Source organism: Enterococcus sp. AZ103, assembly GCF_051714685.1.
Lineage (GTDB): Bacteria > Bacillota > Bacilli > Lactobacillales > Enterococcaceae > Enterococcus_A > Enterococcus_A alishanensis.
In genome coordinates this window covers 1-14,308 of record NZ_JBIOSI010000004.1, presented here as the reverse complement: position 1 = coordinate 14,308, position 14,308 = coordinate 1, and the positions used below count along the sequence as shown (strand labels likewise).

Here is a 14,308-nt window from a genome sequence, read left to right as displayed (position 1 = left end):
TGATCGGGTGGCTAATTTTTAGCTTCATTATAGGTTACTTCATAATGACGATTGCGCAAGTGATTATTGACATAATAAGAGGGAATGTCTTTAAAGATTTTGATTCCAGTAAAAAGGTTTAAGAATCAATTCGACAATTGAAAGAGTTTGCCGAATTATATGACCCAAAGATTATTTTTTGTTAATTAGGAGGGAGGAAAGAAAATGAAACTAAAAGAATTATTGAAAATTTTACCAGATGAAGCCGATGTAACATTTGAAATTGTAGAAGAGACTTATCCAACAGGTATTTTAGCTAAAGAAATTTTAGCAACTTTTCCACGAGCAGCAAAATATGAGGTAACACTATTAGATGCAGGCATTAGTACGTATGAGGGAAAAGATACTCCTACACTGTGCATTGAAGTTAGCAACAGAAACTAGTCAAGTAAAGAAATTACCGAAAAAGAGAAGGAGAAAAAACAGATGGAATATTTTGAAATTAATGATCCCTATTTTGCGATTATTGCTGCAACTGATGAAGATGAATGCTTAGATTATTATAAGAAAATAGTATCTGATGTTGAAGACGAAGAAGAATTTTATGAATCATTACAAATTCTTGACATGAATACAGCTATTAATAAGCTAGCAGATACTTGCGGTGAAGATAGTCCTACTGTTCCAATTGGTATTGAAGAAGCAAAAAAACAAATACTTGAAAGTGCTGAATCACATGAACCATCAGTTTTAGCATTAGACGGGTCATTAGTATAGTAGGCAATCGAAACAAATAGTGGAATAAGGAGGATACAGGATGGGAAGATCAGAAATTACTGAAGAATTAAGTAATTTGGTGAGAAAGAAATTATCAAATACAAGTAATTTTTGGGCTGAAGAAGTTGAGTTGGACTTTGGAAAGTACCGTGTTGATTTTATTGGATTTAAACCTCATGATATTTTACGCCTTGGAATGGGACCAGTAGCTATTGATAAAGGTATTTTTAGCTTTTATGAGGTCAAATCATCGATGGCAGATTTCACCTCTGGTTCTGGAAAAAATTTTTTTGGTGATGAGAACTATCTAGTTTGTGAACGAACTTTAGCAGATCAATTACATCAAAAAGGAATGCTGCCTCAAGGTGTCAAAGTATTAGTACCTAACAAGCCGAAAACAGCCTTAATTGTTGCATTTGATACATCTAATTGTTTTGGTAAATGGGAATCAAGGACTAAGACATCCAGCGAGTTACTGTGGAATATGATAAGTGCTCGGAAAAGTAATAAGGTGGGTAACTCTTAATCATCTGTGAGGAATTCTTTGAAAAAGAAAATGACGAAAAAGTCCGTTAACGACGGAGATAATGGAATTAGAAAATAAAGGAGTTATTAAGTATGAAAGAAAATATTCCTTATATAGAGCCTTCTCAGAAAGACAAAATTAGATATTTGAAAAGGCAAAAGATTACAGATATAATCCTTATCTTGTTTTGCATTATTATGGTTATTGGCAGTCTTTTAGAACTTCATTCTTACGATAAAGGAACAAGGGGATTTCTTATAGTTGAGGGAATACTGATATTACTATTAGGTGTAGTGCTGTATAGTTTAGTTGTTGCTGTAAGAAAAAAATATGTTCTAAAAGATGGAAATTTGTTGCGCTTAAAGATTAAGCTAACTAAAAAACAATACTTGAAAAGAAGAGTGCAATTATTGAAAAGTAATAGAAATTTTTGGATTGTTCAAACGGCTAATCTATTGTTTATACTAAAAAGTATGGCAAAGTATTTTTTTAAAATCATCATTTACGGAATGTTTTATTCTCTCATAGGGTGGGTTATCCTACTTCTTTATTCTGATGGCACGATAGATTTAGCTAATGAGCAGACTTATTTAAGAATATTACAAAATATTGGCATTCTTTTAATGATTTTTTTATTGGTAGGTATGTCGTTTGTATTGGCAGTGAGACAAAAAGTAATAACAGATTTGCAGAATTATTCTCAACAATCTATCTCGCTATTTATATTGCTTCTATTTTCTTCCATAGCGCAATTTCAGGAATTTATAGATACATATTTTATCTCTATTTTTCTGTTTTCTCTCAGCATTTATCTATTGTTTACAATAATCTTTCATTGCTTCATGAAGAAAATAAAAAAAGTTGCATTAAAAGAAAATGATGAGGAAAAATTATTTGGAATCGTAAAAGATGAGGTTGTATCAAGCACTGACTTGGAGGAATCAAAAGTATTAAATGCTATAAAACCAGTCGAAGCTTGGGAACAGTTTATATACGTTAATGAAATTACTAAAGATCAAGTCTTCTATCACATAGGAGTAAACGGTTCAGAGGGGTTAATTACAGACCAACAAATCATGCGAACGAGTATAGAGATCACTTACAAAGTTAAGTATTCTATGATTACCTTTAAATTTTTTTTGAGTGATGAAATGAATACAAAAAATATGATGGGTTCAGCGGAATCGTACAGAGAGGTGAGGGAATGAAATTGAAAAAACTAAATCATTCAGAACGATATTTATTAGATTCTTTAGATAAAAAAGTAAAACGTTTAGAAAGTCATTATCATGAAGTGAATCAATCTATTGAAAAATTGCTAAAAGAGCCAACCGAAGAAAACATTAAAAGGACAATAGTTCTTGTAAATTATCAAGACAGTTTTTCCTATAGATTTTTCCCAAGTTGGAGTCAGAATCTAAATTTTGAAGAAATAGAACATTCCATTACCGATTCTAGCAGGTTCTTAATATTTTAACTGCTTTTTAAAGGGAAATATAGTGTATCAAAAAGGAAGTGATATATTATGAATGACTCAAGATTCCAAAAGCTCCAAGAAGAAGTTTTAGAGAAAAAGTCCCAAGAGAAGATTAACCAATATCAAAAAGAACTAGAAAAATTGAATAAAACCGAACAACTCTTATTAGATTCATTAGATAAAAAGGAATATGTTCGATCATTTTATTATCGGTATCATATGAATAAAGGAGATTTTTATTGTTTTCTAGGACTCTTAGTGGCAACACTTATTGTCTCTTTAATAGGGGTCATTAGTAGTACAAAATGGATAATAACAGCTATAGTTTTTTTATCAGGTGCGGGTGCTACTGGTATTCAATTCTATATGAAAACCGAAACATTTACAAAATTTGACAAGTCAGGTATTTACGAACAACTCTTAGTGATAAAAAAAGAACAAAGGAATCTAAAGAAGAAATTGGACTTGGAAAGCACGCCTAAAGATTCACCGAATATACTAAAAATTACGAGCAATGAAGAAGACACAAGCGATTAAGCTTGTATTTTTTTTACTCAAAAAGAAGGGAGAATGTAATGGCAAAGGACTTTTCATCAAGGAAAAAGGTGTCTATTCAAGACTTTCAAGAAAAAGTGGAAGAACAGGAACCACCGAAAAAAAAGAAAGAAAAGAAGGGAAAGAAACAAGCGAAGCCTAAAAAGAAAGGGAAGATCGCCAGTTTCTATAAAGAAAAAATAGTCTCAGTCATTGTGTGGGGCTTTATTGGGTTGTTGGTGGTGGGTTGTATCACCTTCTTATTAAAAGAGGTGAAGGTCTCTAATCAGCTAAAAGACCTCCAGCAACAAGTCCAAAAACAAAATGAAATCATTAAAACAGTCAATCAAAATACGGAAAATAGCGGGAATTTTGACGTGTTTAATCGGTCTTTTATCATGAAATTTTATAACACGAAAGACGACCAACAAGCCTATCAAGAGGCTTTAAAGAAATATTTTCCAGTAGATACCACCATTCCAATGAATAATCCTGCAAAAAGCAACAAAAAAGTATTGTCTATTCAATTGTGGGAAAAGAAAAAACAAGACGGTTTTTATCAAGTGAAATATCTTATTGATTATCAAATCGACGAGGAAAAGGGACAAGAATTATTTTGTTATAACGTCAAGGAGAAGAAAGGAAAATATCTTGTTCAGACGATCCCTTATAAACAGGTGCCAGCTGTTATGACCAATAATAAAATTGCGAAAGCTACCAGTTTACCAGAATCCAATGAGGAACAGATCGACACGAAAGATAAAACTGCTGTCAATAATTGGTTAAAGGACACCTTCTTTCCTAAGTACATTGAAACTAGCGATAAAGAAGTAGTGAAATACATGATGAAAAATCCCGAAGTATTGGGAGGGGTTATGACCTTTAAAAACATTCAAGAAATGGATGCTTATCCAATGAAAGGGGGGAGAATAGATTGTTATGTGATAGTGACTGTCACAGACAGGGAACTATCACAAGACTATAACAATGCCTATCATCTCATTATCAATCAAGATGATAACGATCAGTTTGTTATAGAGAGATTGACCCACGATACTAAAAATTAGGAGGAAATAGTGAATGAAATTTATCAGTGGTTTGGAAAAGATTAACTATGTAGCAACTACAGCACCAACAGGAGACGGATTTAAGAATTGGATTTTACAAATTGGTGGAAATTTTTTAATTGCTGGTGTAGCGATTTTTTTACTGGTGAATTTTGCCAGACAGTCAATTGGAAGAATTATAGGAGTCGTCGTTCTAGGGGGCTTTTGTGCATGGTTTTTAAACAGTCCAGATAGCTTTTTAGGTGTCTTACGAGGCATTGCAGAATTATTCGGACAGTAGAAAGCAGGTGAGAATATGCCACCATTAAACTACCGTACTATTTTCAAAAAACCGATTATCATAAATAGTATTGCCGATTTTATATTGCCTTTTTCAATTGAATTGAAGCGAGCTTTATTAGCCGTACCAGCCCTATTACTTCTATGGGTACTGAATCGCTTTGTTTTAAACTACGTGTTTCCTTTGATTCATAATATGACCATTTCTTTTATCTACTATGGTGTGGGTGTCTACTATTTATCTGGTTGGTTCGCAGATGAATACACGGTATTTGACAATAAAAATTTGATGATGTTTTTGAAGAACTATATTAAATATTTTACCAAAATCAAAGTAGGGAATCGGGTGCTAACAGACAATCAAATTATCACCAATCTTGAGCCAAACATTCGCTTTTCTAAAGCGAAAATCTAATCACAGGAGGTGAGCCTTTGGTCAAGTATAAAAACCCCATTGACAGCATACATGAAAATCTTTTGTTTACGAAAGATGGTGAGTGCTGGGCGTATTATAGCTTTTCCCCGAAAAACATTCATGCAGGTAACGAAGACAAGCTAAACCAGTATAAACGTAGCTTTGAAATGTTACTGGTGCGATTGGCAAAATATAAAGATTTACATTTATCTATGTTGCCAGTGGAAATGAATTTACAAGAGCGTTTTGACATTTTGGAACAGGACTATGATCCTGATATGTTAGATGTGGGACATTATTATAATCAACGAGCAATAACGGTTTTACGTGATGAGTTAGGAACAATCACGCAAAGCCGTTTTTATTTAGGGGTAAAAATCAAGAATCCCATTTTTCACACGAAGGATAGTGGATTAAAAGGAATCGCAACCATTATTCGTCAGATTAATCGACGGGTCATGAAGACATTAGGTGTCGGCATGATGACCAGTGAAGAAAAAGAAGCTTTTGAAGAAAAGGAAAGTGACGTAAGAGACTTATTTTACGGTATCGCCATCAATCCTTTACCAGAAAAAGAGCTACGGTATATTTGCCGATATAACTTCATTAGAGGGCTTCCTCATGATTACCTAACAGAAAGTAATAAGACGAAAGAAAACATTTCAGACACCTTATTAGACACTGCAAGACAGCCTAGATATATCCGTATTGAAGGGGAATATGGGGAGAGTTATTGTTCCTTTATTCCCATTGAAAAAACGAAAAAAGATATTGCCAACATGGATATTTTTAGAACAGCACAGGATTTCCCTTTTCCAGTAGAAGTCCAAATGAAACTAAAGGTCTATCGAAAAAGTGACGTACAGCGAAAAGTTTCCATGACAGGAAAACGGTTCTCTGAAACAGACGGAGAACTTTCTGAACGTGACGAACAAGACGAAGAACTGATCACAGGAAAAAGCGATTTGAACCAGTTGAGAAATGAACTAAGCAACAAAAACACGCCATTTTTCAATTGGGTAGCATGTTACGTGGTGACAGGAGATACAAAAGACATTTGTGCTGAACGTGCCAAAGAAGTGAAGCTTAGTTTAGAACAGGAGTACCACATTGTTGGCACGCAACCAATCGCCGATCAATTGGATTTGTTTTACTTGTATTTACAAGGGGCAGATTTTAATACTATGACGGAAAATTGGATACAAAGTACCTTGCCAGTAGCCATTGCCGAGTTACAATTTGGCATTTCTCAACGGTTAGGGACGTCGATTGGTCAGTATATTGGACGGATTACCAACGGTATTTATCCTGATTTAATGAGTGCCATTCAAGGGAGCCGTTTTATTGTATTGAATCATGTCTTTTTAGCGAATGAAGGGATTGCAGGTGCAGTGACTGACAGTCCCCACACCTTGATTTCGGGACAAACAGGGAAAGGAAAGTCTTTCCTAATGAAGATTATTTTTAACTATTTATCTTTCCTAAAAGGGAAAGTTTTAATGATTGATCCAAAAAGTGAGGTTAAGAAATGGTATCAAGAAGTCTTAAAAGACGAAGAAATACGGAAGAACTATCCAATGTTTGTCAAACTTATGGAGAACATTCATTATGTGACGTTAGACGCTGACAAGCCAGAAAATCAAGGGGTCTTAGACCCTTTGACTTTCCTAGAAGGGACAAAAGCGAAGGACACTATTTTATCTATGTTAAAACAGGTTTTTATTATTCCAGAAATACGAATTGAAAATGAAATCATGCGAATTATAGATGAACTCATGTTAGAACGCTCAGATGGTAAACAAGTTGGTTTATATATGTTATTGAAACGCTTAGAAAATTCCGATGATGAGGATTTCTCTAGTTTTGGAGAATTTATGCGTCGCAGAGTAGAGGGTTCTATTTTGGAATTGGCTTTTTCCAATGGTAAAACAAAGGGATTAGATATGTCTAATAAGGTTACCGTACTACAAATTGAAGGTTTACAGTTACCTGACCAAGAGTTAGCAAGAGAAGATATGACGGATCAAGACAAAATGAGTCTAAGCTTAATGATTCCGTTAGCGAAGTTTTGTCAAACCTTTGGCATGGCAGATAAGAATGAAAAGACCACGATTTTCTTTGATGAAGCATGGACAATCACCAAATCTCATGGAGGGAATCGACTTGTCAATGAGTTATTGAATGTAGGACGTTCTTACAACAATCAATTATATCTAGTCACCCCTAGTATAGGAGACGTCAATCAAGCTATTAGTAACTTTGGTATGATGTATTGTTTTGATGAACCACAGGAGCGAGAGAGAGTCCTTGAATTTGTGGGATTAGAAGATACTGAATACAACAGAGAATTAATGGCAGCTATGCAAAAAGGACAATGTTTCTACAAAGATATATATGGTTCGGTAGGTCAGCTAAGTATCGACTGTCCTTTTGATGAGTGGACGAAAGCCTTTAAGACCGTTGAAAAGAGTCACTCGGCAGAAATGGAAAGAAACTTTGCGTCTTAATCAGAAAGGAGAGGGCGAGTATCCAGAAAAAAATTGAATTTAAGCGAACCTTTCTTGTGATTTTTCTTTCCGTCTTGTTTGCCACATTCTTAAATTTTGGGACAAGTAACATCACCCTTGCAGAAAAAGATCAAATTGGTTTTGAAGTAGGGAAAACGTGGGGACAGAATCAAATAGAGTTAGAAAAAAGCTATAAGAAAGCTGAATCCACTAAGAAAAAATCAGTGAGTAAGGGAGGCGTGGAATTAAAAATCAAACAATTTCCCATGTCTCATTATGAAGCTGTCGCCAACACTGGCAGTATCGCCCCTTATAACGGCAGTTTGTTGGCAGGGGCAAACGGTATTTTCGCTTTGAATAAGTTTATCGTCAATGGCTTTGATACAGGTATTGAAATATTACAGGGAACAGACTTTTTAAGTAGTCAAATTAACACAGTAGGTCGATATACCAAGCAAATATGGAAGGCGTTAGTAGATAATCTATTAAGTACGGTTTTTGCCATATTTGTGATTTTCTTTATTACCACCATCTTTTTTAAATTAGATGTGATTGGTGGGATTAAAGCATTGGCGTCATTTGTGGCTGTTTTTGTCTTAGGGAGTCTATTCTTAAATTTTGGCACACCTATTTTTTCGATGGTGAATCAAACCAGTGTAGCTTTTGAACAAACCATATTAGCTGCTGGCACGTCTCTTGTGGGACAAGTTGAATTGGGAAAAGGAGAATCCACCAAAGATACTACTGCAAGTATCATGCGGAACACTATTTTTGATGTAGGGGTCTATCGTCCTTATTTATTAATGAATTATGGGACGACAAACATTAATGAAATTGAAGATGGCGAGAAAAAAGTCGATGAATTACTCAGTTATAATCAGACTGCAAAAGGAATCGGAAAGAAGAAAAAAGCCGTCATAGAAGAAGCAAAGGAAAATGCTTTTATGGATAAGGAAGGTATCGGGATTTACCCGAAAATCGGTTACGCCATATTTGCCTTGGTTTGTACGATTGGAGTAGGTATTCCATTGTTAGCCATATCCTCTATTAGCTTGTTGTCTCAGTTAATGGTGGTGATCCTATTCTTTATACTGGTGGTGAGTTTCTTTGTCAGTCTCATACCGAAGTTCCAAGACAGTTGGTTTAAGCCCTTAACAGGTCTCATAGGTGCCATTTTCGCAAAAGGCTTAGCAGCCTTTTTTATTATGCTTGTTTATGTGGTGATTACCACCATTAATAACGCCATACCCCCAACTAGTGTTGGTAAGTATGCCAGTAATGTGGTGTTACAAATTCTTGTCTTAAATTGGCTCATGAAAAACCGTGGCATGGTGATTTCTATGTTGGTGAATCGTCAGCCAATGGGTATGGCAAATGTCATTACAGGTCAAAATGTGCAACAAAAAGCTCAACGAGCAGGTAGAGGCATTGTGCGAGATACCTTAATGATGAAACGATTGTTAGGTGGGAATAAAAATCCTTATCCAGTAGGCGTACCTGATGGCAAGAAAAAGCCAAATGGGACAAATGAAAAAATTCCTACTAACAAGAAACCTTCAGGAAACCGAAACCCTAGCGAGGTGGTTGTGCCAACAAACAAACAAGCACCAAATAACCAACAAAGACCACCATTGGAAACCAGTTATGAAACGCCAAAACAATTAGAAACTACCAAGAAGACACCAAATCAGACACCTTATCCGCAAACCTTGGTGATGCCTTCTAATGCCAGAGGTGGTGGAGAAAATCAATCTCCACAGGCTAACAACGCCAATCCGCCACGAGTGGTTTATGTCCCACCTTCACCAGCTAGAGGGGGAATCGACAGTGGAGAGAGTCAAGAAGAGCAACAAAATCACCCAGTCACTAAAAATAGACCAGCAAGTAATCGTGTGACTTCTAGTGCTAGGAAATAGCGAGGTGTTGCCATGAATAAAAAAGCAGGTTCTTTAAAGTGGATAGTGGGTTTATTGACTGTTATTGGTTTGATGTTTTCACTGATACTTGGCGGTGGTTCAGCTACAAACCAATGTGATAGTGAAAACAGTCAAAATGCCGATACCAGTATTCAAGTAGATAGTAAAAGCAAAGAAGAAAACGCCAAAGTCATCTATGACTATGTGGGATCTCATATAGAAGGGGCGACACCACAGGGATTAGCAGGAATGTTAGGCAACTTTGAACAAGAATGCGGTTTAAATCCTTCCGCAGTGGAACGCCACAATGATCCCCTTAGTGGTCATGGATTGGCACAATGGACGGCAGGGCGAACAACGAATCTTAAAAACTTTGCCAGTGAAAAAGGCAAAGAGTGGTCAGACCTGGGATTACAGTTAGAATTTCTTCTCCATGAATTAAACGGCTCTGAAAAGGGCGCTGTCAGTGCCTTAAAAGTAGATAGTGTAGAAGAAGCCACAGAACAATGGCAAATAAAGTTTGAAAGAGCAGGAATCCCCGCAATGGGGAATCGTTTAACTTTTGCCAATAAATGGTACGCCAAGTTAGGCAGTAGCGATCCCGCAGCTAGTAACGCATTACTGACGGCAAGTGATGGGGAAGCTATCTCAAGCACCTTAGAGTGTGGGTCAAGTGTAGGTGGGGCAGACGGCGATATTGTGGCAAGTGCCAGAAAATATATTGGTTGGTTCCATTATCCGAATCCCATCGCCCATAATTTAGCCATGATTGGTGGCGATCCACGAAATCCCGATAAAGAAGGACGCACCGACTGTTCAGGTTTTGTGTGGCTGGCTTTAGAAAATGCCGATTACAAAGTGCCACCAAATATGGGGTGGTTTACTGGTTCCATGACGGCAGACGCTAGAGGAAGTCACCAATGGTTGAATGAAGTATCAGAAGGAGAAGCCGACGCAGGGGACATAGTGATTGTGAACCAAGGAGGCGGTGCTGGTGCCAATGGTCATACAGCCGTTCTTGCCGAAAAATGGCGAGGAAAAGACACCAAAATTATTCAAATGGGCGGCAACGGCAACATTACCAATGAAGACACCTTCAATAATTCATTTTTAAGTTTATTGAATGGTGGGGACATTTGTTTTGCCAGACCCATTAAAAAGTAGACCCATCAGAAGGGAGTCATTATGGCAGTTGTAAAAAAAATCTTGGTGGTGATACTGATTGGACTATTAGGTGGGTCTGTTTATTTTAATATTCAAGCCCACCAAGAAATCCAATCAAAGGAAGCCACCATTTTAAAACAGAACAAAGCCACAAAAAAAAATCTTCAATCATTGGCGACAGTGAAGGAAGAACTCATTGAAACACAATCAAAGGTTGAAGAAAAAGAGGTAGCGATCAATAATGGCGATCCCTATGCAGAAGTGAATAAAAGCTATCAAGATGTGACAAAAAATGTCTTTGATATCTTGTATAACTTTACACCAGAGAATTTCAAAGATCGTCAGGCAGAAGCGAAGAAGTATTTATCTAGTGACGTGTACGACAGTTTCTTTCATACCAATAGCCAATACGGCGATTCAAATACCGTCACGTCAGAGTTATTAGATTTAACTATTTACAACCAATCAGTACAGGGAACCACCTTAAATGGCTTAGTGGTTTTAGTCTTTCAAAGTAATGTGGCAGGGGCAGAACCAATCAAAAATAGAGCCATTTATCAAGTTTCATATGATACAAACGAAAATGTGTTGACCGCTATGAATATGGTGACAACAGGTTTGTCAGGTGATTTGCTTGAATAGGCAAAAAAGACTTGTCGTAGTGGGGTGTAGTCTGTTTTTGGTTTTCGTGTCTATGGTGTGTCTCGCCATGAATGGCGAACGTATCTTAAGTCAGATGAAGACACCGCAAGCTATTTCAGCAGAAGTAGCCGAAAAGCAGATACTATTTTTCTATCGCCCCGATTGTGACGATTGCCAAAAGATATTACCAATGATCACACGTCATAGCTTATTTAAAAGAAATGTGACGTATATCAACATGAATATCAAGAAGAATAGACAATATATTCAGACGTATCATTTAACACAGGTACCAACTTTCATTAATGGAGAGAACCGTTATGAAGGAATCAATAAAGAGCAAATAAAAAAAATATTATCGGAGGAATTACCATGAAAAAAATTATTTTAGGCACATTGTTTTCAGCAACCCTTTTAGTTGGCGGAAGCCAAGGAGTAGCTTTAGCCGAAGAAGTTACAGCAGTACAAGGAGGAGAAGCACCAAAAGTAACACAGCCAGTGGCAGTAGCCGAAACACCAGTTGCCGTCCAAGCTTACACCTTACCGATTCAACCAGTGGCTACCTATACAGCGATTACGACTTATGACGACGTAGTAGACCCAACTGTACCACCAGAAAGCGGTGGAGAAACAGGTGGAGGTGAAACACCAACTGACCCAACCACGCCACCAGAAGGCGGTGGAGAAACTGGTGGGGGTGAAACGCCAACTGACCCAACTACACCACCAGAGGGAGGCGGAGAAACTGGCGGAGGTGAAACGCCAACTGATCCAACCACGCCACCAGAAGGAGGCGGAGAAACTGGCGGGGGCGAAACACCAACTGACCCATCTACACCACCAGAAGGCGGTGGCAATGGTGGAGGTGAAACCACTGATCCAAGTACGCCACCAGAAGGAGGCGAGGGTGAAACTGGTGATAAACCAGAAAAACCAAGTAAGCCAACAGATAATGGCAGTGGTGGGAATGGCGGAACCACTACACCAACAGACAATGGCACTAATAAACCAGTCACAACCAATCCAACGCCAACGGCACCAGTGGTAACAGAAGGCGGACAAACCATTGTTTCTACTGATAATGGCAATCCAGTTGTGCAAAATTCAGATGGTACAACGAAAACAGTGACACCTGAATCTGTCGGAGCAACCAAACAAACCGATGGCTCTTTGGTAGTAAAAGATAGCAATGGCGAGGAAAAAGTTTTACCAAAAACAGGTAGTGCCAGCAATCAATGGACGGCAATTATGGGTAGTGCCTTCATGACATTATCTGCCATTGGCGTATTTCTAAAGAGAAAATTCAGCCTTTAATTTAGTGGCATTTTCTATCGAAAAAGTCCGCATAAAAGAACGGTGGAAAAGAAGGCGTTTGCCATGGCAAAAGTGGCAGACGGCATGGCAAACAAAGTACAAATACTATTAAATGAGCCTTTCTAATTTAGGCAGACTGGCAATTTGCCAGTGGCAAACTATGGCAAACTGTCATAAAAGAACAAACGAAAAATCAAGATAATCTATGCCAATTATTTACTGGCAAGGTGATAGGCAAATTTTAAATGCCAGTGGTGAAGCTTGCCATTGGCATTTTCTATCGAAAAAGTCCGCATAAAAGAACGGTGGCAAAGTAGGCGCTTGCCATGGCAGACAAAGTACAAATACTATTAAATGAGCCTTTCTAATTTAGGCGGACTGGCAATTTGCCAGTGGCAAACTATGGCAAACTGCCATAAAAGAACAAGCGAATAGCCAATAGCACTTATGCCAATGAATCATTGGTAAGGAGTTAGGCAAATTTTAAATGCCAGTGGTGAGTCTTGCTATTGCCATATCCCGTCTAAAAACCCCGCATAAAAGAACGGTGGCAAAGTAGGCGCTTGCCATGGCAAAAGTGGCAGACGGCATGGCAGACAAAGTACAAATGCTATTAAATGGGCGTTTAAAATTTAGGCGGACTGGCAATTTGCCAGTGGCAAACTATGGAAGAATGCCATAAAAGAACAAATAGAAAAAAGTAGGTGAGACATTGGCTGACGTAAGACTTTCAAATTTTGCCAAGAAATTGGGTATGACTTCACCTGTATTGAGAGACCTTTTTACAGAGGAGGAGAGTTTGCGAGTAATTATAAAAAAAAATGACCGTCCCTTTCTTACTGATGAAGGACAAAATTTAATCATGCAGCGTGTAGGAAAAGAGCCTGTTTTAGTAGAAAAGGAAGATGAGCCGTCAGGAAAAGAAGATGATCTAATAAAAACGATTCAAGAAACGCTCAAAGAAAAGGACAATCAGATTGAGAGGCTACAAACCTTATTAAATCAACAACAACAACTGAATGCCAAGGACAAAGAATTGTTCGCAGAGTTGAGGCAACAACCATTAATTGAAGATTCTAGTAGCCAAGATGAAATTGATTCTTTAGAAAAAAAGGTGCAGGAGCAACAAATTTACATTGAACAACTGGAAAAGGAAAATCAAGCACTTGAAGAAATGAATCAAGAATGGTCAGATCAGTACGACAAATTAGAATATACCTATCTAATGAGTCAAGAAAAAAAGAAGAAACGCTTTGGCAAAAAGAACAAAAATTAAATAGCCTTCGGCGTTGCCGAAAGGCGAAAATGGTTCTTTTTTTTCTCTTTTCTTAGGGGGTCAAACAGGGGGTCAGATAGGGGGTCACCGGTGACCCCCTACCACTGCCAAAAAACGGCAGTCTTACAACATTTTCTAATATCCTCCGACCGAGACCTCAATCAAACAACGTAAACTTATTTTTGATTGAGGTCTCGGTCGGAGGATAAAGAAAAAGTAAGTAAGTAGAGTAAGTAATAAATAACATAATAATAGAGGGAGGAGGAAAGAGAGAAGAAGAAAAGAGAAAAAAAGAAGAAAAGAAAAAAGCAACAACCCCCTAAATCCCCCACCAAACCTTGGGGGACTGAAAGTCAAAAGCAAAGTCAAAACCGCCCCCTTTAAAAAGCGGGCACGTAAATTTTGGAAGTAACTAGTAAAGATCGCTAGTTACGG

The 14,308-nt window shown here is 37.5% G+C and carries 16 protein-coding genes; all 16 read left to right on the top strand.

What is annotated here, in order from left to right; genetic code table 11:
• The first annotated feature begins 204 nt into the window (after nucleotides 1–204).
• The 16 genes from ID741_RS19570 (at nucleotide 205) to ID741_RS19495 (ending at nucleotide 13,873) form a co-directional block, all read left to right on the top strand.
• Nucleotides 205–423 (top strand): hypothetical protein, encoded by a 219-nt coding sequence (locus ID741_RS19570; RefSeq protein WP_438721329.1) that lies wholly within the window; start codon nucleotides 205–207, stop codon nucleotides 421–423.
• Nucleotides 424–465: 42 nt separating this feature from the next.
• A complete protein-coding gene (locus ID741_RS19565; protein WP_438721328.1) occupies nucleotides 466–756 on the top strand; it encodes a hypothetical protein in 291 nt (96 codons plus the stop codon).
• Between the two features lie 40 nt (nucleotides 757–796).
• Nucleotides 797–1,282 carry a hypothetical protein gene (locus ID741_RS19560; RefSeq protein WP_438721327.1) on the top strand — a complete coding sequence of 162 codons (486 nt, stop codon included), beginning with the start codon at nucleotides 797–799 and terminating at the stop codon, nucleotides 1,280–1,282.
• A gap of 92 nt (nucleotides 1,283–1,374) precedes the next feature.
• Complete coding sequence (locus ID741_RS19555; protein WP_438721326.1) at nucleotides 1,375–2,490, top strand: hypothetical protein; 1,116 nt, start codon at nucleotides 1,375–1,377, stop codon at nucleotides 2,488–2,490.
• Nucleotides 2,487–2,759: a hypothetical protein gene (locus ID741_RS19550; RefSeq protein ID WP_438721324.1), complete on the top strand. Its 273-nt coding sequence runs from the start codon at nucleotides 2,487–2,489 to the stop codon at nucleotides 2,757–2,759. Before ID741_RS19555 ends, ID741_RS19550 begins: the two co-directional genes overlap by 4 nt.
• Before the next feature lie 48 nt (nucleotides 2,760–2,807).
• Nucleotides 2,808–3,296, top strand: coding sequence for a hypothetical protein (locus ID741_RS19545; RefSeq protein ID WP_438721322.1), 489 nt, complete (start codon nucleotides 2,808–2,810; stop codon nucleotides 3,294–3,296).
• Between the two features lie 38 nt (nucleotides 3,297–3,334).
• Nucleotides 3,335–4,360 carry a hypothetical protein gene (locus tag ID741_RS19540; protein WP_438721321.1) on the top strand — a complete coding sequence of 342 codons (1,026 nt, stop codon included), beginning with the start codon at nucleotides 3,335–3,337 and terminating at the stop codon, nucleotides 4,358–4,360.
• A 13-nt stretch (nucleotides 4,361–4,373) separates the two neighbouring features.
• Nucleotides 4,374–4,640 carry a TcpD family membrane protein gene (locus tag ID741_RS19535; protein ID WP_438721320.1) on the top strand — a complete coding sequence of 89 codons (267 nt, stop codon included), beginning with the start codon at nucleotides 4,374–4,376 and terminating at the stop codon, nucleotides 4,638–4,640.
• Between the two features lie 15 nt (nucleotides 4,641–4,655).
• Nucleotides 4,656–5,054, top strand: a complete 399-nt coding sequence (locus tag ID741_RS19530) for a TcpE family conjugal transfer membrane protein (RefSeq protein ID WP_438721319.1) — start codon at nucleotides 4,656–4,658, stop codon at nucleotides 5,052–5,054.
• Between the two features lie 17 nt (nucleotides 5,055–5,071).
• Nucleotides 5,072–7,561, top strand: a complete 2,490-nt coding sequence (locus tag ID741_RS19525; RefSeq protein WP_438721318.1) for an ATP-binding protein — start codon at nucleotides 5,072–5,074, stop codon at nucleotides 7,559–7,561.
• A gap of 56 nt (nucleotides 7,562–7,617) precedes the next feature.
• The gene (locus ID741_RS19520; protein WP_438721317.1) at nucleotides 7,618–9,477 is read left to right on the top strand and encodes a CD3337/EF1877 family mobilome membrane protein; all 1,860 of its coding nucleotides are present in this window, start codon (nucleotides 7,618–7,620) and stop codon (nucleotides 9,475–9,477) included.
• Between the two features lie 12 nt (nucleotides 9,478–9,489).
• Nucleotides 9,490–10,641, top strand: coding sequence for a phage tail tip lysozyme (locus ID741_RS19515; protein WP_438721316.1), 1,152 nt, complete (start codon nucleotides 9,490–9,492; stop codon nucleotides 10,639–10,641).
• Between the two features lie 21 nt (nucleotides 10,642–10,662).
• Nucleotides 10,663–11,283 carry a hypothetical protein gene (locus ID741_RS19510; protein WP_438721315.1) on the top strand — a complete coding sequence of 207 codons (621 nt, stop codon included), beginning with the start codon at nucleotides 10,663–10,665 and terminating at the stop codon, nucleotides 11,281–11,283.
• Nucleotides 11,284–11,350: 67 nt separating this feature from the next.
• Complete coding sequence (locus ID741_RS19505) at nucleotides 11,351–11,659, top strand: thioredoxin family protein (protein ID WP_438721314.1); 309 nt, start codon at nucleotides 11,351–11,353, stop codon at nucleotides 11,657–11,659.
• Nucleotides 11,656–12,597 carry an LPXTG cell wall anchor domain-containing protein gene (locus tag ID741_RS19500; protein ID WP_438721313.1) on the top strand — a complete coding sequence of 314 codons (942 nt, stop codon included), beginning with the start codon at nucleotides 11,656–11,658 and terminating at the stop codon, nucleotides 12,595–12,597. The genes ID741_RS19505 and ID741_RS19500 overlap by 4 nt, the downstream gene beginning before the upstream one ends.
• A 799-nt stretch (nucleotides 12,598–13,396) precedes the next feature.
• Complete coding sequence (locus ID741_RS19495) at nucleotides 13,397–13,873, top strand: hypothetical protein (RefSeq protein WP_438721311.1); 477 nt, start codon at nucleotides 13,397–13,399, stop codon at nucleotides 13,871–13,873.
• Nucleotides 13,874–14,308: the final 435 nt, after the last annotated feature.